This is a genomic window from Pseudomyxococcus flavus, from assembly GCF_050038885.1.
GTDB lineage: Bacteria > Myxococcota > Myxococcia > Myxococcales > Myxococcaceae > Myxococcus > Myxococcus flavus.
Genome location: NZ_CP143624.1, coordinates 696,854 through 721,662, shown reverse-complemented (window position 1 = coordinate 721,662; position 24,809 = coordinate 696,854). Strand labels below are relative to the sequence as shown.

The following is a 24,809-nucleotide window of genomic DNA, read 5'->3' as shown; positions in this document are numbered from 1 at the left end:
TGCCGCGGCGCCTGTTCGTCAACTACTCCCGCTTGCGCACGGCCCAGGGCAGGCGCAGGAGGAAGGTGCTTCCGCGGCCGGGCTCGCTCTCCAGTTCGAGCGAGCCGCCCTGTGCCGCAGCAGCACGGGAGGCGATGCTCAAGCCCAGTCCAACGCCCCCGGGCTGCCCGGGACTCACGGGCCGGAAGAGTTCCCGCTGACGCTCGGGGCTGATACCGGGGCCGGAGTCCTCCACCTTGAAGACCACCCCGTCCTTCTGTTCCTCCATGGTGACGCGGACAAAGCCCCTGGCGGTGTATTTGATGGCGTTCTGGATGAGGTTTCCGAGCGCATCCACCAGCAGGTCGCGGTCCACCAGGATGCGCGCGGACCGATTGGCGGAGACGTCCAGCCTCAAGCCCTTGGTGCTGGCCTCGTGCTCGTAGTCGGCGACGATCTGGTCGATGATATGGGCCGGGGCGAGTGACTCCGGGTGGATCGGCAGCTCGTCGGGTTTGAATCGCTCCAGTCGCATAAGGCCATCAACGAGCCGCGCGAGCCGTCCGACTGTGCGACGTAACCGCTCCAGGATTCGAGCGTTCGGAGCCCCCTTCCCACGCTCTAACTGCTGGACAGCCAGATTCAGCGCGGCGACAGGCGTGCGCAGCTGGTGGGTAATGCCTGCCACATATTCCGCGCGCTCACGGGCTACCTGCTCTGACCGGAACAGCGCATACCGGCGCGCTGACTCGGCGGTCAGCTCGAAGATGGCCAGGGAGAAGTACGAATAATCCTGGAAGGAAAACTGCTCGCCTCGCTCGTTGAGCCAGATCCGGACTTCCTCGACGAGGAATGCGTATTCGCGCACGACCTCCGCGATGCGCACCTCATCGAGTGCGCGCTTCTCGGGATCCAGCCGTTCTGGCTGCCGCCACAGCTCTCGGGCCGGCGGACGGGAGGAATCGTCCTCGCGCAGCGCCTCTCCGATGACGCGGAGCTGGAGGGGGAGGTGGTCCTTGAGCGTGGCCTCGTTCAAGTCCGGAATCGGTGGCCGCTCACGAAGCCACCGCGCATACCACCGCTGCACGAGCTCATCAGTGTGGTTGCAGAGCAGCTGACCGAGCGACACCGCGCCTTGCTCCTCTCATGGGCACCCATTCATTGCGCAACGTAATGGCCGCGAATTGATGGTGCCCACGCGAGACGCGAGTGTCTATCGAGCGACGAGGCGCCCGCTCAAGCGCGAGTGAATCGTCAGCGAGCGAGCCGACAGCCCTCGACGTGACGACGGGCAAGCCGCCGGGAAGTCAATCGCCTGCGACTTCCTTGTCGCCCATAACCGCGAGCTCGAGCGAAGTCCCCGGGGGCCGGAGTCGACGAACTCGGCGTTGACCATGAAGGTCCACGTCATTCTCCCCCGCCAGGGAAGTTGTTGCCCCGAAGGATGTGCCGAGCAGGCGAGGCCCCGGGGGCCGAGAGCAGGGAGGACGGGGTACCGTACACGGAGGCATTCCATTCAAGGTACAGCGGGGGCAGTGGATGGTGGCGAGCACCGCCTTCGCGCCATGGCACGAGGCTTCTGTTCAGGCTGCAACGACATAGGTCAGCCGACTCCCGACGTCTGTCCATTCGCCCGCTTTGGAAACGAGTCCGCGTTGCCCGTGGCAGGAGCACGGCGGACCCTCGCGCCGGACCATGGCTGCAAGGGGGCGAATCATGCGTGGACCGTCGATGCGAACTTTGGGCTGGAGAGGAGTGCTCGTCGGAGCACTGCTCTCCCTGGCGTGTGGCGGCGATGCGGAGCTGCCTGATGACAGCTTTACTGCAAGCGAGGATGCCAAGGCCGAGCGCCACGGGCCTGGCCACCAAGGACCCTATCCGAACGAGACGACCCCGAGCTTCGCGAGCGCTCCGCAGGTGGTCGAGGACGGAAGCCAGTTCTTCGTGGCCTGGTCAGACAGCCGCCCTGGCCGCTTCTTCGCCGCGCGCGTTTCGAAGAAGGGCCGCTTGCTGGACCCGGAGGCCATCTCCCTCAATCCCGAGCTTCGGCAGGACGCCTACTTTCATGCCACCGCGTTCGACGGCCGGCATTTCCTCGTCGTCTGGACCGGAGATCGCGCCCTCTACCTGACCCGCGTCAACCGGAATGGCACCCTGGACGGTCCACCGCTCACGCTCTTCACGACCACGGACCACACGCCCGCGGGGCGGCCCGGTATCGCCTGCCACGGTCGCAAGTGCCTGGTCGCGTGGATTGGGTTCGGAGGCACGGCCAACTCCATGGTGCGTGGTGTGACCCTGAACATGGCGAAGCCGGGCTTCGACTTGAAGGAGGTCTCCATTTCCAACCAGCCGTTCGCCATCAATTCATATGGTGTGTCCGTGGCGTGGTCCCATGACCGGTATCTCGCGACCTGGACGGACGCGCGCTTGGGCGGCGACGACATCTTCGGCGCACGCGTCCGGGACTCGGGCGCGGTGCTGGACCCGGATGGCTTCGTCATATCGAACGCGCCGGGCAATCAGAACTTCCCGGACGTGACGGCAACGAAGCAGGGCTTCTTCGTGGTCTGGAGCGACTCTCGCAGCGGCACGCCCGACATCTATGGCGCCCGGGTGCTTCAAGGGAGCGCGCACGTCCTGGACCCCGCGGGCATCCCCATTGCCACCACGGGGGCGCGTGAGCTCCTCCCCAGGGCCGCCTCGGCGGGCAATGAGGTGCTCGTCAGCTGGAGCGCGCTGACGGTGGACACCAGTCGCGTTCGCGGGGCTCGGGTGAAGTTGAACGGAGACGTCCGAGACCGCCACGGCTTCGCCATCTCCAAGGGGACGGCGGCCCGACAGATCGACTCCAGCAACGTGGCCTATGCCAACGGCCGCTACTTCGTCGTCTATGGACGGGCCCCCGTCCTGGATGAGCCACCCTACCAGGTCATCGTGGGGACCCGGGTGAAGCAGGATGACGTGGTGGACAAGCCGGCCATCCGCATCTCGCACGCACCGTCGGTCGAGCAGCTCGTGCCATGACGCGGTGGAAGCAGGGGTAGGCGTCGTAGGCCTGCCTCCACCGTGAGGCGCGCCTGGGGAACGCCAGGACGCGGGTGAGGGAGACGGCTGGCTTCACGGCAGTCGTCTTCGGGCACCTTCGTCTCCGGAATGGTCCCCGAGGCACTGCAATACATTGCGAGGTGGCCGGGAGCTGGCCGTTCGCCGGGCCTCCGGCTCCCCGCCGTGCCGCTGGAGGGGCTTTTCGCCCGGGGGCGTCGACGACGCGTTGCGGATGACACAGCTCGGGCGCCCCTCGTCAGCGGCCCTCCGCGCCCCTTGGCTCCAGCCCGCCACCCTCATCATGCGAGTGGATGCATGAGCGCTGTTGTCTCTGGTCAACTGAAGGACACTGCGGTCCTGAAAATCATGGATTTCTGGTATTTCGTGCTAGTTCCTACCCCTCCATCTGGAGGTGGTTCCATGAGGAAGTTCCCGCGCATCCTGACGCTCACGGTGGTGTGCGTCGTCTCTGTCCTCGCATCTGGCTGTGGCGACGAGCGCACCGATATCCTGCTCGCGGAGGACGCGCTGAGCGGCACCGCCGTCGCGCCGCTCGCGTGCAGCACGCGCATCACCTACGGCGAGAGGTGGATTCACCCCTCGGGGCACACCGCGCAGTACGACATCGCGAGTGGTTTGGTGACGTGGGATGGCACCTGTATCAACGAGGGCATCAACTCGTACGCGGTGCTCTCCAATGGCTGGCGGCCTTATTTCACCGGCAACAACGCGTGCGTCATGGCGCTCGACACGGACTGCGCCGGGGCCTCCGCGTGCTCGACGCGCGTCACCTATGCCGCGCCGTGGATGCACCCGTCGGGGCACACCGCGCAGTACGACGACGTGAGCGGGCGCGTGTTCTGGGACCGGACCTGCACGAACGAGGGCAACAACTCGTACGCGATGCTCTCCAACGGATGGAAGCCGTATTTCAGCGGCACGGCCGCGTGCGGCATGTCCTTCCGCTACACGGGGTGCGGCGGGCTGTACCAGAACCCCGTGGTGCCCGTGGACTGCGCGGACCCGGGCGTCATCCATGATGGGACGCGGTACGTCGCTGCGTGCACGTCCGGCGGCGCGGCGAATGCGTTCCCCCTGCGAACGTCGACGGACCTGGTGACATGGACGAACGCGGGCTTCATCTTCCCGTCCGCGTCGAAGCCCACCTGGGCGAGGGGCGACTTCTGGGCGCCGGAAATCCACAAGGTGGGGACGCGCTACATCGCCTACTTCACCGCGCGGCACTCGGACGGGAAGCTGTCCATCGGCGCGGCAACGTCGACGAGCGCGCTCGGGCCCTTCACGGACATCGGCCGGCCGCTCGTGCATGACGCTGCGATGGGGATGATAGACGCCACCTTCTTCAAGAGCACCACCGGGGCGCCGTACCTGGTGTGGAAGGCCGACGGCAACGCGGTGGGGCGACCGACGCCCATCTACGGGCAGGCACTGTCGGCGGATGGCTTGTCACTGGTGGGCACGCGCCAGACGCTCATCAGCAACAACCTCTCGTGGGAGGGCGGCGTTGTCGAGGCGCCGTGGGTCGTCGCTCGGGGCGGCTACTACTATCTCTTCTATAGCGGTAACGCGTACTACAACAGCACCTACGCCGTGGGCGTCGCGCGGGCGACGAACCCACTGGGGCCGTACACCAAGCTGGGCTCGCCGATTCTCAAGACGGGGGGCGGCTGGACGGGGCCGGGCCACAACTCCGTCGTCACCGGGCCGGGCGGAAACATGTACATGGTCTACCACGCGTGGAACAGTGCCCACACGGCGCGGGTGATGCTCGTGGATGCAATCACGTGGCCCAATGGCTGGCCCGCGGTTCCGTCCGCGCCGTCCGCGGGCTCGCGGCCCATGCCGTAGCGGCTGCGCCGTGGCGGCGGCCTCCGCGCCGCGGCCTCATCAGAGGCAGCTGCCGGGCGCATCCCGGCCCGGCGTCTGCCCCTGGTTCACACCACACCACTCAACGCCGGCTTACTGCTGGGCCGGCGCGTCCGCGTCCACGATGGGGCAGTTGTTGAGGCACTCGGTGTGGCGATAGAAGCAGGTCGCCACGGAACCGCCCGCACGGAGGCACTGGTCGAGCCGCGTGTCGCACGCCGTTTCGCAGACACCGGCCTGCTCGACCTCGGGCGCCGCGCCAGGGCACCACGTCGCCTCGCAGTCGGCGCGGCCTTCCTCACACATCGCCTTGGCTTCGGGCGTCTGCGCACGCGACATACACCGCACGTAGAGCCAGCCGCAGTCGCTACACAGCGCCGCCGCCTCGACCTCCGAGGCCCCTTCCGGCGTCTCCTCCGGAACACCACAGCCCGTCAGAAATCCCGCGGCGAGCACCATGGCCATGACGATGGACTTCACTTGCATGTTTCCTCCTTTGGATACCTTTCTGGTCTAAAAGGTATTTCGAGGATACAGCCTGCTCCATCCAGGCGCGAAGACGGAATGAAGTCCGCTCCACGCAGCTCGCCTGCCGCTCACTGCACGCCGAACTGCCGTGCCCATGCGCCAAAGCAGGTGATCCGCCACAGCCGCAAGAGGGTCAGCCTGCTCGGTTCCTGGCCTTCCGCAGGGACCTCCATGGCGTCCAGGCTGAAGAGGGCTGGCCACTCCCTGGCCGTTCTTACGGCTTCCGACCTCAGTTGCTCGAGCCCTGATCCCCGCAACCAGCTCACCTCCAGGTCGACATAGCTCTCCTTGTTCACATGGCGAGCCACGATACCGGGCACGAGATCCTCGACGGCCTTGCGGAGGACGTACTTGGTCTGCTCCCCGACGACCTTGTGGTGGCTCCCCAGCCCCAGCGAAAACTCCACCAGCCGGTGATCCATGAATGGCGAGCGGCTTTCCTGGTCGAACGCGGCTCCAATGCAGCGATTGAACATCAGCAGCAGCGGCAAGGCCCCATGGCGGATGTGATATCGGCACAGCTCGCCGAACGAGCGGATGGCCAGCGCGTTCTCTCTCGTGATTTTCTGGATCGCCAGGTCCAGGGACTCCCGTGACAGCCAGCTGAACAGCCTGCCGAGATCGGCCCCCTGCTCGAAGCTCTCGGGCGGCCTCGACGAGCTGATGAATGGCAATCCACGAACGTCTTCTCCCCGCTGGAGGGGACCAAAACTCCTCACCCAGGGGCGATACCCACCGAGTTGCTCATCCGCGCCCAGACCATCCAACGTGACGCGGATGCCGTCGGTGGCGATCAGCTGGCACACCGCCCAATGCGCGGAGATGATTGAGCGTTCATACGGCTGCTCGAGTGCGTGAAGGAGTTGCTCCCGGTAGGCGAGGAGCTCAGGCGGGCCAATGGAGATTCCTCGATGGACTGCGCCCGTCCTCTCCACCACGCTCGACACACACTCCGGCTGGTCGTACCGGGGAATGTCGAAATACGCCTTGTACGTCTGCAGCAGGGGACCGGAGGATGGGCCGGTGGCCACGAGGCCCGCGATGGCGGAGCTATCCAGCCCCCCCGAGAGCAACAGCGCCTTGGGCTCGGGGGACCTCCAGCGGAGACGGATGGCGTCAGACAAGAGCCTTCGGAACTCGGCTACCGCTTCCTGAGCGGAAAGCAGCACCCCGCCTGGCTCTGGCAGTGAGTACCAGTCGCGAATCTGGCGAGCCGCCAGGCCTGGCTTCCACGCCGGGAGGTCAAACTCCATCACCGAGCCCGCCGGCAGCTGCTGGATGTCCGCGAACAAGGTGGACTCACGCTGATCCGTCAAGCCGTTGATGAGAAAGTCGAGCGCTCCTTCCTTGTCCAGTCTGCGCCGGGCGCCGGGGGCTGCCAGCAGAGGTGTCATGCGCGAGGCCATGCTCAGCCCCTGCGCATCTTCCCTCCAGAAGAGCGTGTTCATCCCGAACCTGTCGCGGCCCAGGCTCAGCCGCTGCCGCGTCTCGTCCCAGATGACGAACGCGAAGGGGCCATTGACGAGGTTGAGCCCCCCGGGGCCGTGCTCGAGGAAGAGCGCGAGGAGGAGCGACGCGTCTGTCAGCTCCTCCGGCGACGGCGCGTGTGCCGAGCCACGCAAGGCCGAGCCCAGCTCCTCGGCGTTGTAGATGCTCCCCTCGAAGAGGATTCGCTGCCTGCCGGACCGGGAGGTGGCGGACGCACACCGATGCCCACGCGGGCTGCTCGTGAGCACCGCTCCGATTGCTCCCTCGGACCAGCGGTAGTCCTGGCTGGTGAATCCCGACGGGCCCACGCCACGGCCGGCCCAGCACCAGAGATTCTTCGTCGTTGAGTCCATGGCCAATGGGCTTGGTTCACACGGGTTTTCTTGCCCAGAGGAGGGAGTAGAAGCCGAAGCTGGGCTCTGCCTGGAAGTCCTCGAAGCCGCTGCTAAGCAACAACGCCCGGAGTTCTGAGCGGGTGTATTGCTTTCCTCGGTGCTTGAGGAACATCTCGACGGAGAAGCAGGCTACCGGCAGGGGGCCATCTTTCCGCTCCCCCAAGAGCATCTCGTGCAGCAGGATCCATCCGCCGGGTTCGAGCGCCTCCATGGCTCTCCGGGCCAGGAGCTGACAGGTCTCTTCGTCCCAGTTGTGTAGAACGCTGGCGAGCAGGATGCCGTCGTATCCCCCAGGCCAGCCTCGGGGTCGTGTCCCTATAAGTGTGTAGAAGGCGAGGAGGGACGAGCGGGAAAGAGGGAAGCTCCTCGGTGAAACCAACCGAGCCGGTCTCCTCCTGGCAGAGGAGCCGAGGAGTTCCCCGACGTGGACGTTAGCGAGTTTGAGTCCCCCGCGCACGAAGAGGTGCAGGCCGACCTGCGGGCGCTTTTCCGCGGAGCCATTCGGATGACGCTGGAGGCCCTGCTGGAGGAGGAGGTACGGGAGTTGGTGGGGGCCGGCCGGTGGCAGCGGATGGTGGGCCGGGCGGACGTGCGCAACGGCAGCTACCTGCGCACGCTGGTGACGACGGCGGGGGCCGTGGACGTGGCGGTGCCACGCACGAGGCACAGTGGTAGCGCGGGGGACGTGCTGGGCCGCTACAAGCGGCGCAGCGGGGAACTCGACGAGGCGATTACCAGTGCGTACGTGCAGGGCGTCTCCACGAGGAAAATGGGCAAGGTGACGCAGGCCCTCATGGGCGAGGACGTCTCGCGTTCGACGGTGAGTCGGGTGACACGGACGCTGGAGGAGAAAGTGGAGGGCTTGCGCACCCAGCCCCTCACCCAGGCCTTCCCCTACCTCTACCTGGATGCCACCTTCCTGGACGCCAGGTGGGCGCGCACGGTGCAGAACGTCTCCGCCCTGGTGGCCTATGGCGTGGGCGAGGATGGGCACCGGCACCTGCTGGCGGTGACGCTGGGAGGTAGCGAGTCGGCGGACTCCTGGCTGGACTTGCTGCGCCAGCTTCTGGAGCGAGGGCTGAAGGGCGTACGACTCGTCATCGCCGACGGGCACGCGGGCCTGGCCGCCGCGGCCCGCCAGGCCCTGCCCGAGGCGCGGCTGCAGCGCTGCACCGTGCACCTCACCCGGAACGTCCTCGCCAAGGCCCCCTGGAGGCTGCGTGGACGCCTCGGCAAGGAGACGTCGGCCGTCTTCGAGGCCGCCTCCCTTCAGGACGCCAGGAAGCGGCTGGAGGCCCTCCAGGAGGGACTGGGGCGGCAAGTCCCCGAAGCCATGGAGTGCCTGCGCGAGGGCTTCGCCGCTGCCACCTGCTTCTTCGCCTTCCCCAAGGCCCACTGGAAGCGCCTTCGCAGCACCAATGGCCTCGAGCGCCTCCACGGCGAGGTGAAGCGCCGCATCCGCTCCGTGGGCGCCTTCCCGGACCGCGCCAGCGCGCTGCGCCTCATCACCGCCGTCGCCCTCGAAGTCACCGGCGTCTGGGATGACCGCCGCTACCTCGACATGTCTCTGCTGAATTCAACCCCTGACACTGCCGCTGCTTGATGCCGCCAAGGAGCCTCCCTCCCCCGAACCCCCTCCGAACCAACTACACAAGATTCGGGACTTGACCGGCCTCGGTCAGCATATTGCCTTCCCAGGTCGTGACGCTGCCAGAGAGGCCGTGTCGAGCGATGTTCTCCTGGGCGAGCGCACAGACCGGCCCCCGGTCAAAGGCGGGCGCACAGGCCGTCCCGACCGCCTCTTCATAGGTGGCGAGATCGCGTCCACCGATTGGCTTGCTCCAGTCGGGTGGCCGGATGGCCCGAACTCCCGGGCGCTTGACATATTGGTAGATGTAGAACTGGCCGCCGTTATTTGCCTGCCGGCAAGCTCCCTGAAAAAGGAGACAGCGATGACCACACCCAAAGACATCCAAGTCAGCGTCCTGCGCTGGGCGCCCCCCATCGTCCATGGCTTGGTGCGAGATCTGCGCGTGCGCTGGGCGCTCGAAGAAGCCGGCTGGCCTTATCGCGAGCACTTCGTCAGCCCCGAAGCTCAAGCGAGCACCAAGTACCGCGAGCTGCAGCCCTTCGGTCAGGTGCCCGCTTTTCAGAGCGATGAGCTGAAGCTCTTCGAGTCCGGCGCCATCGTGCTGCACATCGCGGAGCGCAGTCCGGCATTGATGCCACAAGACCCGGCCGGTCGAGCAGACGTCACGGCGTGGATCTTCGGCGCGCTCAACTCTGTCGAGCCACCCGTCATGATGCTCAACGTCATCGACATGCTGTACCAGGGCCCGAAGGGAGACGACGTTCAGGGGCTGCGAGGCTGGATCGCGCGCTGGACTGAATCGCGCCTCGACGTGCTCGAGCGCGAGCTGGAAGGCAAGGACTACCTGCTCGGTCGCTTCACCGCAGCCGATGTCCTGCTCACCACCGTGCTGCGCATCCTGCGCGACACAGACTTCGTCAAGAAGCGCCCGCTGCTCGAGGCTTACCAGCGCCGCTGTGAAACACGGCCTGCTTTTCAGAAGGCCCTCGAAGATCACCTGGCAAGCTTCGCCCAGCACGCCCCGTAGTGGGCGCAGCGCCGCAGGGACGATCAACGTCTACCCAGCGAGATGCGTGTGCCTGGCTGTGCCGGTGCCGGAGTCGCAGCTGACGGAGGCGCCTGCTCCCTCAAGCGGGGCGGAGCCGGGGTTCAAGGCGGTCAGCGAAGCTGCCCCGAGGGGCTGGTGCTGCACCCAGACAACGGTGGCGCCACGCTGCTGGCCACCTTGCAGCGGCTGGGGGCGCTCCCTCCCTTCAGCCGACCCCGAGTCTCTGACGACAACGCGTTTTCACCAGGCCCTCTTCCGCACGCTGCAGTGCCGCCCCTCCTGCCCGCAGCGCCCCTTCGGGCCGTCGAGGACGCGCGTGCCTGAGGGACGCGCATCGTGGCCTGGTACAACAACGAGCTTCGGGGGCCTGACTCCCAGGCTCGGGACGGTTGGAAGTGAAGTGCACCGTGCGCCCGTCGGGAGAGAGGTGTGGGGCCGCGTCTGGTTCGCCCGCGTCGGGCTCACCTGCGTCCGTCTGGCCTGGCAGGTTGGGGCCGTGTCATTCGTCCAGTTCTTCGGAGCGGCGTTGCAGGTGACGCTCCCTCTGGTCCGCGTGGATGATGCTGACGCTCCCGTTCGGTTCGAGGTACGCCCGCGCGACTTGTTTCACGTCCGAGATACCGTGCAGTCGCAGCTCTGCCATCAGTTCCTCTCGCTGCATGAGCTCGCGACGCAGCGCCTTCTGGTTGATCTGCCCGTCGCGAATCAGCGGCACCGCCCGTGACTTGAGCAGCGGAAGGAGGGCAGGCCACCGATAGGCGACGGCGTCGATCGCCAGGCTCCACCCATAGATGGTCCCGACGAGCACCAGGCTGTCTGGTATGCCCCGCGACTCACCCACCAGCCCGGGCGCCGCCGCCTGTGCCACGAGCACCACCACCAGCAGGTCCGTGAGCGAGTGCGCTCCGGCCTCGCGTTTTCCCGCCACGCGGGTGATGGCGTAGATGGCCAGGAACATCACCGTGCCGCGCAGGAAGGACTCCCCCAACGGCATGCTCAGTCGAAACGCCTCTGCCCAGTTCAGCATCGCGTCACTCCGATGTGCTCACTGCGTTGCCGCTCCGTGCTCCGGATGCGCACGAGATGCCGGGCCCCACGGGCCCGTTGCAGCCAGGGGAGGGTAGGCCGTCGCGCGCGCAGCGGCAGCTGGAGGACCGGAGCGGCAACGCCGCGCGTGTGAGCACACATGCGGCCGCGCGCAGCGGCGCCTGGAGGCCCGCCTGCCCGGGCGCTACTTGCCCGCGTCCTTCGTTGCGCCCTTGGCATCCTCGACGGGCGGGGCCAGAGGGAACGCCAGGTAGCCCTTCTCCGTGTACCAGGCCATGACCTGCACCCGCAGCCGGCCCGCCTTCACCATCGGGTCCTGTTCGGCGAGCTGCTTCGCCTCCGCCTTGGTGGCGGTGCGGTAGATGCATGCTCCGCGCATGCCCACGTCGTCCTGCTCGCCGAAGGGGCCCGCGAGCACCATCTTGCCGCTCTCCCCCATGCGCGTGAGGTGCGCGAGGTGCTCCTTCTGCAACTGCGCCAGCGCGGCCTCCGGCAGCTTCTTGGCGTCAGGCACGCGCTCGAGTAGGACGAGGTAGTGCTTGTCGAACTCGAGCTTCTTCGCGGCGGGCTGGGCCGGCGCGGCGCCGAGGGTGAGCAGGAGCAGGGCGGTCGTGAGCGTCATGGTGGGAGTCCTCGGGAGTCAGGTGCGCGGAACCCTAGATGCTGCGGCTGACGCGGCGCCACTTTCCGGCCTGTGGGAGCAGGGCCGTTTCATCTGAGCGCGGGAGGCTGCACGCGCGCGCCATCTCCTCGAACCAGGGAAGCCCCGCGCGTCCTCGAGAACGAGGCGGCCGAGCAGACTTGGCGGGCTCAGCTGCAGCCCGGTGCGACGCCGCTCCGGCGTTGGTACCGGCTCGAAGTCTCGCAGCGCGCCCTCGAGCACGAGGCCGCGCTTCTCGAACACGCGCTGGCTACACGCGTGGGCCGCGTTGAAGCCGCACTGCGCGCGCTTGCAGCCGAGGTCCGCGAAGCAGGAGGTGATGAGCATGCGGCTGGCGAGCGCGACACACGAGCGTGACGAAGGTCCTGTAACCTCGTGTGCCGGTACTGCTCACGTGCAACCTGGAGCCCTCCCGATGCGAGTCGTTCATTCCCCGCAGCACGCCCTCCACGACGGCGGCATGGAGCTGCACCGCGGTGAGCTGGTGCCCTGCTTCGAGAAGCCGGCACGCGCGGACTTCATCCTGCAGGCAGTGACGCGGGCCGGCCTGGAGGTGAGCGAGCCGCGGGCCTTCGGGCTTGAGTCGCTGCGGAGCGTACATGACGCTGGCTTCGTGGAGTTCCTGCGAACCGCGCACGCGCAGTGGCGGGCCATCGGCAAGCAGGGCTTCATGCTGCCGAGCGGCTTTCCGGCACGGGGCATGCGCCGCGACCACATCCCCTCTGGCATCAACGGTCAGATGGGCTACTACGCCTTCGACGCCGGAACGCCCATCGTCCAGGGCACCTGGGACGCCGCTTTCGCAGCCGCACAGTGCGCGCTGACGGCCGCGGCCTGGGTGGCGGAGGGTGAGCGCAGTGCCTACGCGCTGTGCCGGCCTCCGGGGCACCACGCAGGCCATTCCACCTACGGCGGCTACTGCTTCCTCAACAACGCGGCGCTGGCGGCGCAGCACCTGCGCGAGCGCGGCTGCTCGCGCGTGGCGGTGCTGGACGTGGACTACCACCACGGCAACGGCACCCAGGACATCTTCTGGGAGCGCGCCGACGTGCTCTTCGTCTCGTTGCACGGCACGCCGGAGACGGAGTACCCCTACTTCCTCGGCTACGCCGACGAGCGCGGGGCCGGCGCCGGCGAGGGCTTCACTCGCAACTTCCCGCTGCCGCGCGGCACCACCTGGGCGCAGTACAGCGCCGCACTCGACGCCGCGCTGGACGCCGTGGCCTGCTTCGGCCCGGATGCATTGGTGGTGTCGCTGGGCGTGGATACCTACGTGGGAGACCCCATCAGCGCCTTCGCGCTGGAGCGCGAGCATTTCCCCCTCATGGGCCGGCGCCTCGCGCAGCTGCGACTGCCCACGGTGTTCGTGCAGGAGGGCGGCTACGCGGTGGAGGACCTCGGCCTCAACGTGGCCGACGTGCTCAGGGGCTTCGACGCCGGACACTGAGGGAGGGGCAGGTGCGTTACGCCCCGGAGGGCACGGCGGGCTGCTCGCTGCGCCGGTGCCGCGCGTAGAGCGCGTCGCGCCAGGCGACGACGTCCGGATAGCGCGCGCAGAGCTGCGGGTGGACGCACGCAGCGCGCGTGGCGGGGCCTAACGCGAGGTGCCCTCCGTCCACGGGGGATACGAACTGCAGCGTCACTGCCATCGCGAGGTCCGCGTAGGTGAGGCGGTCCGCGACGAGGTAGCGCTTACCACCCGCGAGCGCACGCTGCAGCCCCTCCAGCTCGAGCACCAGCGTAGCCTCCGCCGCCGCGCTGTCCGGCATCCCGTACTTCCTGCGCAGGAAGGCCATGGCGAGGTCCACCGCGGGCACCGAGAGCTGGCGCACGAAACCAGGGAAGGCGGGCGGCTGCTGCTCCAGCTTCGCGGCGCGGTCGTTCGCGAGCCGGTCGAGGTAGCGCACCCGCGCCGCGCCGAGCGCGGCCTCGCTGCGGGCGTTCCAGGCGGCGATCTCCTCGGCGTGCTCGGCCGGAAAGAGTGTGGGCGCGCTGCCGTGCGCGTCCGCGTAGCGGGCGATGTGGAAGGAGTCGATGAGCGGCCCTTCGGGCGTGAGCAGCATGGGCGTGCTCACGCGGCCCCTCAGCCGCCGCGCCCGCAGCCGCAGCGAGAGCTCGCCGATGAGCGGGTAGTGCTCGCGGTACGCGTACGCGAGGCGGTGGTGATCCAGCGCCCAGCGGGCCTTCTCGGACCAGGGGGAGATGGCTTCGCCAATCAGGGTCCACGTCATCGCGGTGCCTCCGTGCGCAGCTGCTGTTGAAGGAAGGTGCGCCAGTCTTCGATGAGCTGCGGTGAGAAATCGTGGCCGAGGCCGGGGTAGACCTTCACGTCGATGGGGACACCGGCTGCCTTCAGGGCGTCCACGCGCGCCGCGGTCTGCGGGGCGGTGATGATGGGGTCGGCTTCGCCCTGCAGCACCCACACGCGCCTCGCGGCCGGTGCACCCGGCGTGGGGGCTCCGAGCAGGCGCGAGCCCATGGGCACCGCGATGTCCACCAGCTCCGGGTGGCGCAGCGCGAGCACCCAGGCGAGGTCTCCGCCGTAGGAGAAGCCCGTCACGGCGACGCGGCGGATGCGGGGGTGCGCGGCGCGCAGCTCGCGGATGAGCTCTGCGAGCCGCGCGGCCATCTGCTCCACCTCGGCGGTCTTCTCCGCGGTCGCCTTCTGCTCGTGGCCGGCGGCGAACCAGGTGAAGCCCTCCCTGCGCGGGTGCGGGCCGCGCGGCAGCACGACGCGGGTGGGGGTACGCCAGTCCTCGAGCAGCGGCCTCCAGAACCCGGGCGTGGACCCGGAGTAGTGCAGCGCGACGAGCATCGCCTCGGGCTCACCCGCTCCGACGGTGTACGTCTCGTAGGTGAGTGCGGGCGCAGCAACCGGCCCCTCGTGGGGTGCCTGGGGCGAGTGGGCACACGCGAGACAGAGCACAGGCAACATCCGGAGCACGGCGAGGTGCAGGGGCTTCATCATCAGACCTCCGATAGCGGAAGGAGAGACGCAGCGCTCAGTGACTCGATAGGCGTTTTTCTCCCGCCTGCACTCTCGAGGGAAGCCGGTTCTGGCGCGGCGGCAGCGGGCACAGGCTGTAGGCGGAGAAGGTACAAGTGGGACTGTAGGTCCGGTCGAAGTCCAGCACGACCTTATCCTCCACAGACGCCTCGGCTTCGAGTTCGCGTCTTGCGCCGTAGGGCTCGTCGCGGTTGGGGCCGAAGAAGGCCACGCCTCGCGAGGGCAGCCGTTGCGCTGTGCCGAGCGTCGTGGACATGGGGCCCGCACCGCCCCTGCTCATGCTCACCGGAGAGTACGACGTGGGCGCGGCTCCCTGGCGTGCGGCGGAGCCCAGGCTCCGTGCCGGAAGGCGTCCTCTCCGTGCGCACCGTGGTGGGGGGCGGACTCAAGTGACTGTCGGACGGCGCGGAGCTCGCGGTATTCGAGCTCTGGCTCGCGCAGCTGCCATCCCCTTGAGGGTGCTCGGAGAAGGCCTGGCGCGGTGACGCTTCACGAGGTGCGTCCAGAGGCCAATCAGGAGTTGGCGATTGTACGTTGTGCCCGCTCGACGCGACAAAGGGTGAGCAGGAAGCTCCGCGAGAGCTCGACGGTTGCTTGCCGGAGCTGCCGCTGGTAGGAGCTGGAGATGGAGCGCAACGACGAGACGGGGTTCTTCTCCTGGGTCACCAACCTGGTGCGCGACCATCGCGGCGCGCTCGCGGCGGTGGCTCGGAACGAGGGACTGCTCGCCGACGACGCGCTCGACGCCGTCCAGGACGCCTTCGTGACCTTCCTCCGCCTTCCCCACGCGCGGAAGCTCGCGTACGAGGAGGTCGACAGCCGCAACCTCCTCGCCATCCTCGTGCGCAACCACGCGCGGAACAGGCGGCGGCGCCACGACCTCGCGCGGCCGCATTCCAGTGACAGCGAGATGGTCGAGAGCCTGGCCGACGATCGGGAGAGCGTCGATTCGCTCATCGCTCATGCCGAGGCGCATGTGCTCGCCTTCCAATGCGTGGAGAAGCTCGCCGCGGTGCAGCGCCAGGTGGTGACGCTGCGCCTGCTCGAAGATGTGCCGGGAGTCCGCGTGGCGGATCTCCTCGGCACCACGCCTGGCCACGTCGCCGTGATTCTGCACCGCGCGAAGCGTGAGCTCCGCGAGTGCATGGCGGGGTAGCGCTCTCAGGCGGCGGCGCGCGGGAGCTGCTCGGCCGGTTGTGGCTTGCGCTGCGCCAGCCAGCTCCGCGCGGAATCAGCCATGGTGACGATGGCGGCGCCAATCATGATTGCATCCTTGACCACCAGTCGCCCGCGGCCGCTCAGCCACGGAAAGCCGTGGTGGGCATCGCCGAGCGCCGGCACCCAGCTCTCAGGGGTGGTGACGAGAAAAGAGAGCGTCACCACCGACATGCCAATCACGAGGAAGCTGCCGATCGCGCCGAGCTCGGGGCGCCACCAATGGGCGGCGATGAGCAGGCCGAAGAGCACGATGACGCCGCCGAGCAGGTAGGCGAACCCATAGGTCCCGTTCGCCTCGTGCCACGCGCGGTTGGCAGGAACGAGCGCGCCTTCGGCATTCATATGCTGCCGGTAGTCGGGCGCGTCGTAAGCATAGACGAAGCGCATCACCGGGCTGTTGGCCACGAACGGAACGATGCCGTCGGCTTCGTATTCGGCGACCTTGAGCGCGCCGATCCAGACGAGGACGACGATCAGGCCGGCGCGAAGGACGTTCATTCCGATGCGGTCGGCACGAGCGGCGAGGCGGAGGAGCGATTCGATACGGGACAAGGCTGCATCTCCTGCTGTGGGGAGCGAGCGAGCCCACGGTTCCGGGCTCGATCGCTCGCGCTATGCAGGGATGAGGTTTCGTCCCGCCCGGACATTACACGGCGCAGGCGAAAGGCCAGCGCGGCTCCTTGCGGCGCGCGAGCTCCCGAGGAGTTCCTTTGCCATCGGGCCAAGGCTCCCCTGGCAGGGGCTCGATTGTTGACCGTGACGTGCGGCCCCCGTCCGCTTCCCTTCTCGGCGCCTGCGCTCCAGCCCTCACCCTCAACACGGTTTCTATCCCGCCTGGACGTAAAGGTTTGAAATCTTGCAATTCGTGAGCTGGCGCGATTCGCCATAGAATGGCCTGGATCACCCCATCCCACGCTTCGAGGTGACTCCATGCAACGCATTGCCATTGCCGCCGCCGTGGCGGTTCTCGCGGCCTGCGGCCCCGCATCGGAACAAGGCGCCACGCAGGAAACCGGCAATCAACCCGCCTCGCTCATCACGCCGGTCGAAGACCAGATCTCCGTCCACTTGAAGAACACCCTCGGCAACCCGTTGCCGTTCGGTGTGTACATCCCGCCGGGCTACAACGCATCGACGGAGCTGTATCCGACCGTCATCCACCTCAACGGCATTGGCGAGCTGGGCGTGGCGACGGATGAGGCGGCGCTCTACGACATCGTGACGCGCAACGGTGCGCTGAAGCACATCCGCAACAGCGCGACGTGGAAGGCGTACTTTGGCCAGAAGAAGGCGCTGGTCTTCGTTCCCCAGGCAATCAACAACTATGTCCCGGCCGAGATTCGCCCTTTCGTGCGGTACATCGTCGCCAACTACCGGGTCGACCCCAAGCGCGTCTACCTGACAGGGCTGAGCTTCGGCGGCCGGGGCTCCTGGCAGTACGCCGAGCTCTACGGGAGTGAGCTGGCGGCGCTGGCGACCAGTGCCACCAACATCGGGCCGCAGGGGACCACGCTCACCCAGATGAACGACGTCCCTGTCTGGTCCACCAGCAGCTACGGGGACCGTTGGGCCGAGCGGGATTGGTTGCTGACCGTGACGAAGAACTACAACTACTGGTCCTTCCCTCCGGTGACGCAGCCTTCCCAGGTGACCACCTACTTGTTCGACAAGACGACTCAGAACTGGACGTCGCAGCCTGGGGTCGTCGCCACGGGGAGCTCCATCCTTCGCTGGGTGGTGTATCCAGGTAACGCCCACATGGGCTGGAACGAGACGTACAGCAACCAGGCTTTCTGGGACTGGATGTTCTCGAAGCAGCGGCCGTAGTTGGCGCTCCCCGGACCGGAGGCACCCTCGACGCCGGTGGTCCATGCCACCAGGGTTTGCACGCCGTGGGCTGACCTGGATTAGGCTCCGGCCCCTCCATGCCCCTGCACCCATTGCGTCTCTGGACATGCGTACTGCTCGCGCTGTGCGCATGTGTCGCGGGCCGCCCTGACCAGCCCACCGCGGCCGCTCCATCCTTGCGTGAGCAGTGCCGCACGAACCTGCAAGCCTGCCTGGACCTCGAGGAGCGTCCCGCGTCCGAGGAGGAGGCGGGATGCGAGCGCGGGGATGCCACCGACTGCTTCTTGTTCGGGCTGAGCGTCATCTCCAAGGACGAGGCCCGGGGATACCCGCTGCTCGGCAGGGCCTGCCAGATGAAGCACTTCACGGCCTGTGAGCATCTGTTCAGGGTGCACTCCATGGGGATGGGGGGGCACCAGGAGTTCGCGGCGGCGCGCCCCATGCTGGAGCAGGCCTGCGCGGGTGACGAGCCGATGGGCTGTTTCCTGCTCGGTGAAATCTACTCACAGTTTGGAGCAGCGGAGCGCGACGAGCCGCGGGCGCGCACTTTCTACGAGCAAGCGTGTGAGCGCGGGGTGGCACGGGGCTGCACGGGGCTGGGGAACTCACTGATTGCCGACGAGGACCTCTCGGGGGATGTCTCGCAGGCTGACATCGCCAGGGCGAAGGCGCTGTTCGAGCGAGCGTGTGAGGGAGGTGACGGGGAAGGTTGCTCGGGCCTGGGGACGCTGGCCCTGGGGCCGATGGGGATGGTTCGGGAGACAGCCGCCTGCGAGGCCTTCAAGAAGGGGTGTGATGCGGATAGCGCCAGTGCCTGCGAGAACTACGGAGACGCGTGCGACGAGGACTTCCGTCGTGACTACGAGCGCCTTCGTCATGCGGAGCGGGACTGTACGCAGGGAAGCAGCGAGGACTGCGAGCAGGCGGGCCTGGCCCATGAGCGTGGGGAGGGCACGCGAAGGTCTCTCCTGCGCGCGGCGAAGCGCTACGCGCGTGGCTGCGAGCTCGGCTCCTTCCCGTCGTGCGAGCGGCTCGCGAGCCTCGAGGGCAGTGGCATCGACGGTGCGCCTCCCCAGCCGGAGAAGGCGCGTCAGCGCCTGCTCGGGGCCTGCGAGCACAAGCTGCCGCGCGCGTGCGTTTCCGTGGGAGAGATGCTGCGCGAGGGGCGGCCCTGGCTCCCCAAGGACCTGAAGGCCGCCTCCGGTTACTACCTGCGCGCCTGCGAGGAGGGGGACGCGGAGGGGTGTGAGGCCCTCGCCCTGGCCTACCAGGAGGGGCGCGGCGTGGAGCCGAGCGGTGAGCGGGCCTTCCAGCACTATCTCGCGGCGTGCGGGCTGGGCCGCGTGGAGTCCTGCGTCAACGCGGGCGCGAGCGCGGAGGCCCTGAAGAGACGCGAGGAGGCCGTGCGAGCCTATCAACGGGGCTGTTTCCGGGGCACTGCGGCCGGGTGCCAGGCCCTGACCCGACTGGGCGAGGCCACCACCCTCGTCGAGCGCTCGCAGCGGGTGGAGTTGAGCGCGTCGGGCGACAGTACGGGGCTGCCCGACCTGCTCATCATCCCGGACTCCCAGCTGCTGCTGGCCTCCGGCCGCGGGCAACTCCAGCTCATCGATATCACCCAGGGCCAGGTCGTGGGGGCGCCGGTCGACCTCTCCAGCCAGGAGGTCCAATGGAAGACCCCATCCGGGGTGACCCGGCTCGTCCGCGAGCCCTACAGCCTCACGCTGAGCTGGGATGCTCGCGCGCAGGAGCCCTTCGGCTTCTTCGAGGACGCCTCGCGAGGGATGCGGCTCTGGCGCCCGGGCCGCGCGAACCCGCCCTCTCCTGAGCCAGCGGAGAAGGACAAGCGGTGCCTGCCGCTCGCGTACCATCCCTCCGGGCGCAGACTGCTCATGAAACTTGCCTCCATGGGCGAGTGCGGCAGCTCCTCCGAGTTGCAGCAGTTCGAAGTGGAGACAGGCAAGCCCGTGGGCCAGCGCGTGCAGCTCGAGGCCCCGGTGGCGCTGCTCGCGGCTTCGTCCGACGGCTCCCGGTATGCCGCGGCGCTCAAGGGCGGAGCGGTGCGGCTCATCGACGCGGCGACTGGCAAGGTCACCGCGCTCCCCGCTGGGCACGTGAAAGAGGTGGATTCGCTCTCCTTCCACCCCACGCAGCCGCTGCTAGCGACGGCGTCTCGTGAAGAGGGCATCGTGCGTCTGTGGGACCTCTCCGGAAGCACGTCAGTGCCGGTGACGATTCGCGAGAGCGTGACGCAGGTCCGCTTCAGCCCGGATGGGAAGCTGCTGGCCGCGGCGGGTGGTAACGAGGGGCTCCTGCTGCTCGACGCGAGCACGGGGCAGCGGGCTTCACCCCCCATTCCTCTCTCCGGCGGCATGCTCCGCCCGCTCATCGTGTTCAGCCTGGAGGGCAGGATGCTCGCGGTGACGGATTCGGGGGACGGGGTGCTCCTGGTGACGCTCCGGGGAGCCGCTTCGAGCGGGGGCGTTGCGCCCGTGCCGTCGTGGTTCACGCGGATCCGCCGGCTCGAGCCGCACGTGATTCCGAAGCCGCCGCCCATCCTGAAGGACGGCCGGTTCGAAGGGGCGGTGAGGTTCGAGGGCAGGCCCGTCCCCGACGCGGTGGTGGTGCTGAGGCCCCATCAGGAGTGGGATGACGCCATGGCGCTGGGCACGAAGCGCTACCCGGTGCGGCCGGATGGCACCTTCGTGCTCACGAAGGTGCCGCGCATCCAGTGGCGTCTCTCGGTCGAGGCGCCGGGGAAGAGCCAGTGGGGCGGTATCTTCAACGGGCGCGAGCAGGCGCATCACGCGGGCATCGACGCCACGCTCGAGCGCGCGGCCACGCTGCGAGGCCGGGTGCTCACACCCGGGCAGCGGCCCGCGGCTGGAGTGCAGGTGGCCTGGCGGGATCAGTGGTCGCGGGAGTTCTCCACGGTGCTGACGGATGCGCGCGGGCGGTTCGTGCTGGACCACCTCCCGCCCCGCGTCTACGTCCTGAAGGTGATTGGCTCCAACGGAGACCTCCTCAGCCAGCAGGTGGAGCTCGACAAGACAGAGCCTCGGGACGTGGAGCTGGTCCTCCGCAAGCGCAGCGACCCCGCGGTGCTGCGAATCCGCGTGCTCACGGCGGGAGGCAAGCCCGTCCCTGGCGCGGAGCTCATCCTGGGAGGCGGCGTGAACGGCGTCACGGACGCGCAGGGCCGATGGCACACCGACGAAGTGGGCATCACCGCGCCGATTGCCCATTGGAAGGGGCGCATCTACAGGTCCACCCTGGAGTCGGTGTCGATTCCCTATCCGGAAGAGGTGGTCATCACCATCCCGGACGCGGAGTTCTGATACCGCGCCCGCGCCATGGCGAAGCGCCTCCGCGTCCACGCTGAGGAAGCAGGAGAGGAGGGGCGCCCTCATCAGCGGCGAGGAAGGCGCAGTTGAGGTCGTCATCGCGGCGACGGCGGACAGGGTGGACGTCGCGGGGGCGAGCGCGGCGAGCGTCGTTCCCTGCGAGGCTACCGTCACGCCGGCCGTGACCTCGATGGCCACGCGCTTCCTCGGGGCCCCGTGACTCCAACCCGCATCACCCTCCACGGGGATGGCGCGCGGCGAGAAGCGGGCGGACCGAATGACGCCGCAGGGGCATGGCGTCTCCGCGACAGCTGGAGCCCGCGGCACCTCGATGGATGCCGCTGATGTGGATGCGCTCGAGATGGCGGCTCCCCGGTGGTGACTGGCGCCATCCGCCTGGTGACTGCGGTCACCGGCCCAACGCCTCACATGGGGGCTCCGAAGCCATCGCAGCCATGAGAAATCAGCGGGTTACGTCGAACGCCTGGGGTGGCATGGGCGCTGCAATGAGACAGCGCATGGGCGGGACAGACTCGCCGCAGCAATCCTCCTTCGCTGTCAGAAACCAGGTGAACCCCATGATCGGCGTCAAGGCCAAGGCCCCCTCCTTCTCCTCCAAGCGTCCGGGCGCTGCGCAGTCCTCTCCCACGGCCCCGAAGCCGCTGCCCTCGGCGGGCTCCGCTCCGGACAAGGGCGGGCGCGTCCCCCAGAGCCCAGCGAACCCGTCCGCGCGGCCCTCGGGCCCGGTGGATTCGTTCCAGTCCGCAGGTGCGTCCTCGCGGCCCTCCAGCCCGGCGGCGGCGCCCCAGTCCGCGGGCGCGCCCGGACGGCCCTCCGGCCGGGAGATGGCGCTCCAGACATTGACCGACCTCGGTCCCGCGGCGCTCCAGACCGTGGCCGACTTGGGTCCCGCGGCGCTCCAGACCGTGGGCGCCTTCGGTCCCGCGGCGCTTCAGACCGTGGGCGCCTTCGGTCCTGGGGCCGCGCTTCCGCCGATGGGCGGATTCGGTCCTGGGGCCGCGCTCTCGCCGATGGACAGCTTCGGTCCTGCGGCCGCGCTCCCGCCCATGGGTGGCTTCGGCCCGGCGGCCGCGCTTCCGCCGATGGGCGCCTTCGGCCCGGGGCCCGCGCTCCCGCCGGTGGACAGCTTCGGTCCTGTGTCCGCCCTCCCGCCCATGGGCAACTTCGGTCCTGTGTCGCCGCTCCAGGCCGGTGGCGTGCCGATGGGCCACGTCAACCCGATGGATGGGTTCGAGACGGGCGCCATCACCCAGCCGCAGGCCTTCAACGCGCCGATGCTACCGATGGCGCAGATGCCGGTCGGCGAACCCGCTACCCTCGCGCCTCGCGGGCTTCCCAAGAACCTCGAGAACCTGCAGAACCTCAAGCCGGCGCCCGAGCCGGCGCCCGAGGCCTCCGGCTCCGGCGTCCCGAGCGCCAAGGACAAGCGCCCGGCTGGAGACAAGCGGACGGCGGCGCAGATTGTCGATGACACCCCCGCGCTGAAGAACCTCGGCCGCCAGAAGGACATCAAGTTCGATCAGCTGTGCAAGCAGACGGGCATCGACCCCAAGCTCGACCTGAAGGACCCGAGGCAGAATCCGGACGCCGTCTACCGGCTGGCCAAGGTGCTGGAGTTCATCGACAGCGCCAAGGCCTCCAATGGCGAGGACCGGTCGAACAAGGTCAAGAACGGCAAGGGTGACGGCAACATCGAGGGCATCACCAAGGATGGCGACGCACGGCACGGCACCGAGGCCGGCATGGTGAAGGACTTCGCGGAGAAGGGGTACTCGTTCCTGGGCGAGCACCAGCTGCCGACCACGAAGGACACCCACGTCAAGGCGGACGGAAGCAACAAGGACAACTTCCAGTGGTTCGCGGGTGAGGCGGGCAAGCACCTGTGGTTCTTGCCGGGCGTCAGCAACGTCCTGACGGGGATTGGCAACTCGGAGGGTGGCGTCAAGGGCGTCTTCGAGGGCGCCGCGAAGGGCTACCTCAACACCATCAAGGGCGCCGCGGAGGGAGTCCTCGGGGCTGTCACTACGGGCCGCGCCAACCCGGCCTCCATGATCTTCGGAGGTGCCATGGGCGCGCTGGCGAACACGGAGGCCGCGCCGCAGCCGGTGAAGGACATCGCCAATATGCTCTGAGCCCGCGGCGCGCCCCTGCGCCATCATCCCCTGGGTTGAAGACGTCCCTCGGAGCCCCCTTCAGATGGGCAAGCTCCGGGGGACGTCCGCTTGGGGCTCAGGATGCCCACGGTTGGTGCGCGGCGACCCCGGCGAGAGGCCCGGGTACGCGAGCCCCTCCTCCACGCAGCGCAAGCGTCCCCGGCTCTCGTAGGTGTAGGGCGTGGCCCGTTTCACGCCCAGGAGCGCTGCGGCCTGTGCGGCGGTCACCAACTCCTCCACAGGTCGATGGTCGAATCGAGATTGAGTGTGTTCGCACTTGGGCCTACTCATGTCTCACGCATCTCCGCGAAGGCCATTGTCGACTCGACTGGATGACGTGTCGATACGTCTCCCCGAAGGTATGGGAGCGCCCGTTGCCTGGGGAAGCTTCAATTCAAGTGAGAGCAACGATGCTGTCCCTTCCGAATTCGCGTTCCTTCGTTCGTGTGTTCTTGTCGTCACTCGCTGTCGCAAGCCTGCTCGGGTGTGCCGCAATCTCCCCCTCGGTGGTGCCTCAGCCTGAACAAACGGCGGGGCCGACTGAGCCTCCGCCAACAGCCAGCGTAGGCGCCTCCTCATCCGAGCCGGAGCCCGCCAACAAGCTACCACCTGCCATCGCCGCGTACGAACAAGGATGCCAGGAGGGTAATGCGGAGGACTGCTATGTGCTGGCGGCTGCCTACTACGAAGGAAAAGAGGTAGAGCGCGACGATGCCGCCGTCATAGCGCTGATGCGTAAGGCATGCGAACTCGGTCATCTGGGGGGCTGCTTCAACACCGGAGTCATCTTGTTCGACGGAAAGTTTGGGCACGCTGTCAACAAGACCGCGGCCATTCCATTCTTCGAAAAGGCATGTGACGGAAAACGGTCCGGCGGCTGCTTCAACCTTGGCGTCGCCTATCTAAAGGGCGAAGGCGTAGCGGAAGACCTGCAGAGGGGCACGGCGTACATGAAGCAAGCTTGCGCACTCGAGCATGCGCGAGCCTGTGAGCTCGTTACAGCGCTGGAAACAACATCCGAGTCGAAAGGCGTGCCGGGCGCCAACGTGACAGTGGACTCAGTGACGGTGGATGGGCTGACGGCCAAGAATCTCAGCTGCCGCCTGGATGGAAGTCGTGGGGTGTTCGGCGCTCTCGCAGGCCCAATGTTCGCGATGGGCGCGCTCTCGAAAAAGAAGGCAGAGCTCGACAAATGCGCGCCGAAGGGTGCAGAGCTCCGCGTCACCTGGTCGTTCTCCGAGGGCAAGGTGACCAATGTCTCGGTGGAAGCGCCCACGCCGACGATCAAGTCTTGCATGGAGAGGGTTGTCAGCTCGACATCGCCGCAGGGCGACGGCGAGTGTGCAACGACCCTGGTGCTGGGCAAGACCCCATAGATGATCTTTGAAGGAATGATCATGCCGTGTTGCATGCAACATCGGTGAAGTAGGCGCCGATGGCTATTCTCTTGATTCCGGCAGGGTGCCCGGCAAAGCACAACGCTGATCCAGGGCAACCCCTGGCAACAGCGGTTTCGGTGGAGCAACATCCAGCCAGAGCTTCATCT

Annotated in this window: 20 protein-coding genes and 1 pseudogene; 11 read left to right on the top strand and 10 right to left on the bottom strand. The window is 67.8% G+C overall.

Features of this window, described 5'->3' with window-relative positions:
• Positions 1 to 22: 22 nt before the first annotated feature.
• The gene (locus VZL07_RS02875; RefSeq protein ID WP_426753787.1) at positions 23 to 1,108 is read right to left on the bottom strand and encodes a sensor histidine kinase; all 1,086 of its coding nucleotides are present in this window, start codon (positions 1,106 to 1,108) and stop codon (positions 23 to 25) included.
• A 626-nt stretch (positions 1,109 to 1,734) separates the two neighbouring features.
• Here VZL07_RS02875 and VZL07_RS02870 point away from each other — a divergent pair.
• Positions 1,735 to 3,006, top strand: a complete 1,272-nt coding sequence (locus VZL07_RS02870; protein WP_426753786.1) for a hypothetical protein — start codon at positions 1,735 to 1,737, stop codon at positions 3,004 to 3,006.
• Between the two features lie 441 nt (positions 3,007 to 3,447).
• The gene (locus VZL07_RS02865; RefSeq protein WP_426753785.1) at positions 3,448 to 4,896 is read left to right on the top strand and encodes a glycoside hydrolase family 43 protein; all 1,449 of its coding nucleotides are present in this window, start codon (positions 3,448 to 3,450) and stop codon (positions 4,894 to 4,896) included.
• A 111-nt stretch (positions 4,897 to 5,007) separates the two neighbouring features.
• Here VZL07_RS02865 and VZL07_RS02860 read toward each other — a convergent pair whose 3' ends face one another.
• The 3 genes from VZL07_RS02860 to VZL07_RS02850 form a co-directional block, all read right to left on the bottom strand.
• Positions 5,008 to 5,400, bottom strand: a complete 393-nt coding sequence (locus tag VZL07_RS02860; RefSeq protein WP_426753784.1) for a hypothetical protein — start codon at positions 5,398 to 5,400, stop codon at positions 5,008 to 5,010.
• 110 nt (positions 5,401 to 5,510) lie between these two features.
• A complete protein-coding gene (locus VZL07_RS02855; protein WP_426753783.1) occupies positions 5,511 to 7,283 on the bottom strand; it encodes an asparagine synthetase B family protein in 1,773 nt (590 codons plus the stop codon).
• A 16-nt stretch (positions 7,284 to 7,299) separates the two neighbouring features.
• Positions 7,300 to 7,782 (bottom strand): methyltransferase, encoded by a 483-nt coding sequence (locus tag VZL07_RS02850; RefSeq protein WP_426753782.1) that lies wholly within the window; start codon positions 7,780 to 7,782, stop codon positions 7,300 to 7,302.
• Between VZL07_RS02850 and VZL07_RS02845 the strand changes: the two genes are divergently transcribed.
• The 3 genes and pseudogenes from VZL07_RS02845 to VZL07_RS02835 all read left to right on the top strand — a co-directional run.
• Positions 7,750 to 8,928 carry an IS256 family transposase gene (locus VZL07_RS02845; protein ID WP_426753781.1) on the top strand — a complete coding sequence of 393 codons (1,179 nt, stop codon included), beginning with the start codon at positions 7,750 to 7,752 and terminating at the stop codon, positions 8,926 to 8,928. The two genes, VZL07_RS02850 and VZL07_RS02845, sit on opposite strands and share 33 nt — an antisense overlap.
• A 349-nt stretch (positions 8,929 to 9,277) precedes the next feature.
• Complete coding sequence (locus VZL07_RS02840) at positions 9,278 to 9,943, top strand: glutathione S-transferase family protein (RefSeq protein ID WP_426753780.1); 666 nt, start codon at positions 9,278 to 9,280, stop codon at positions 9,941 to 9,943.
• A gap of 144 nt (positions 9,944 to 10,087) precedes the next feature.
• A pseudogene (locus VZL07_RS02835) lies at positions 10,088 to 10,262 on the top strand (IS3-like element ISGur5 family transposase); the annotation flags it as partial.
• Between the two features lie 201 nt (positions 10,263 to 10,463).
• Here VZL07_RS02835 and VZL07_RS02830 read toward each other — a convergent pair.
• Both VZL07_RS02830 and VZL07_RS02825 read right to left on the bottom strand, forming a co-directional pair.
• Positions 10,464 to 10,991 (bottom strand): DUF421 domain-containing protein, encoded by a 528-nt coding sequence (locus tag VZL07_RS02830; RefSeq protein WP_426753779.1) that lies wholly within the window; start codon positions 10,989 to 10,991, stop codon positions 10,464 to 10,466.
• Positions 10,992 to 11,195: 204 nt separating this feature from the next.
• Positions 11,196 to 11,633, bottom strand: coding sequence for a YciI family protein (locus VZL07_RS02825; protein WP_426753778.1), 438 nt, complete (start codon positions 11,631 to 11,633; stop codon positions 11,196 to 11,198).
• A gap of 454 nt (positions 11,634 to 12,087) precedes the next feature.
• On the opposite strand from VZL07_RS02825, the gene VZL07_RS02820 reads away from it, so the two are divergent.
• Positions 12,088 to 13,119 (top strand): histone deacetylase family protein, encoded by a 1,032-nt coding sequence (locus VZL07_RS02820; RefSeq protein ID WP_426753777.1) that lies wholly within the window; start codon positions 12,088 to 12,090, stop codon positions 13,117 to 13,119.
• Positions 13,120 to 13,135: 16 nt separating this feature from the next.
• Here VZL07_RS02820 and VZL07_RS02815 read toward each other — a convergent pair whose 3' ends face one another.
• Genes VZL07_RS02815 through VZL07_RS02805 form a run of 3 tightly spaced genes read right to left on the bottom strand, consistent with a single transcriptional unit; the run spans position 13,136 to position 14,935 of the window.
• The gene (locus VZL07_RS02815; protein WP_426753776.1) at positions 13,136 to 13,903 is read right to left on the bottom strand and encodes a glutathione S-transferase N-terminal domain-containing protein; all 768 of its coding nucleotides are present in this window, start codon (positions 13,901 to 13,903) and stop codon (positions 13,136 to 13,138) included.
• On the bottom strand, positions 13,900 to 14,640 hold the full coding sequence (locus VZL07_RS02810; RefSeq protein ID WP_426753775.1) for an alpha/beta hydrolase: 741 nt from the start codon (positions 14,638 to 14,640) through the stop codon (positions 13,900 to 13,902). Before VZL07_RS02810 ends, VZL07_RS02815 begins: the two co-directional genes overlap by 4 nt.
• A gap of 34 nt (positions 14,641 to 14,674) precedes the next feature.
• Positions 14,675 to 14,935, bottom strand: a complete 261-nt coding sequence (locus VZL07_RS02805; protein ID WP_426753774.1) for a DUF1684 domain-containing protein — start codon at positions 14,933 to 14,935, stop codon at positions 14,675 to 14,677.
• A gap of 369 nt (positions 14,936 to 15,304) precedes the next feature.
• Here VZL07_RS02805 and VZL07_RS02800 point away from each other — a divergent pair, with 369 nt between their 5' ends.
• Positions 15,305 to 15,835, top strand: a complete 531-nt coding sequence (locus tag VZL07_RS02800) for an RNA polymerase sigma factor (protein WP_426753773.1) — start codon at positions 15,305 to 15,307, stop codon at positions 15,833 to 15,835.
• 5 nt (positions 15,836 to 15,840) lie between these two features.
• On the opposite strand, the gene VZL07_RS02795 is transcribed toward VZL07_RS02800, so the two are convergent.
• Entirely contained in the window at positions 15,841 to 16,449 is a 609-nt protein-coding gene (locus VZL07_RS02795) for a DUF417 family protein (protein ID WP_426753772.1), read from the bottom strand.
• A gap of 378 nt (positions 16,450 to 16,827) precedes the next feature.
• On the opposite strand from VZL07_RS02795, the gene VZL07_RS02790 reads away from it, so the two are divergent.
• The 4 genes from VZL07_RS02790 (at position 16,828) to VZL07_RS02775 (ending at position 24,639) form a co-directional block, all read left to right on the top strand.
• A complete protein-coding gene (locus VZL07_RS02790; RefSeq protein ID WP_426753771.1) occupies positions 16,828 to 17,724 on the top strand; it encodes a phospholipase in 897 nt (298 codons plus the stop codon).
• Positions 17,725 to 17,921: 197 nt separating this feature from the next.
• Positions 17,922 to 21,083 carry a carboxypeptidase regulatory-like domain-containing protein gene (locus VZL07_RS02785; RefSeq protein ID WP_426753770.1) on the top strand — a complete coding sequence of 1,054 codons (3,162 nt, stop codon included), beginning with the start codon at positions 17,922 to 17,924 and terminating at the stop codon, positions 21,081 to 21,083.
• A gap of 584 nt (positions 21,084 to 21,667) precedes the next feature.
• Entirely contained in the window at positions 21,668 to 23,242 is a 1,575-nt protein-coding gene (locus tag VZL07_RS02780) for a hypothetical protein (RefSeq protein ID WP_426753769.1), read from the top strand.
• Between the two features lie 431 nt (positions 23,243 to 23,673).
• Positions 23,674 to 24,639, top strand: coding sequence for a tetratricopeptide repeat protein (locus VZL07_RS02775; RefSeq protein WP_426753768.1), 966 nt, complete (start codon positions 23,674 to 23,676; stop codon positions 24,637 to 24,639).
• The last annotated feature ends 170 nt before the right edge of the window (positions 24,640 to 24,809 follow it).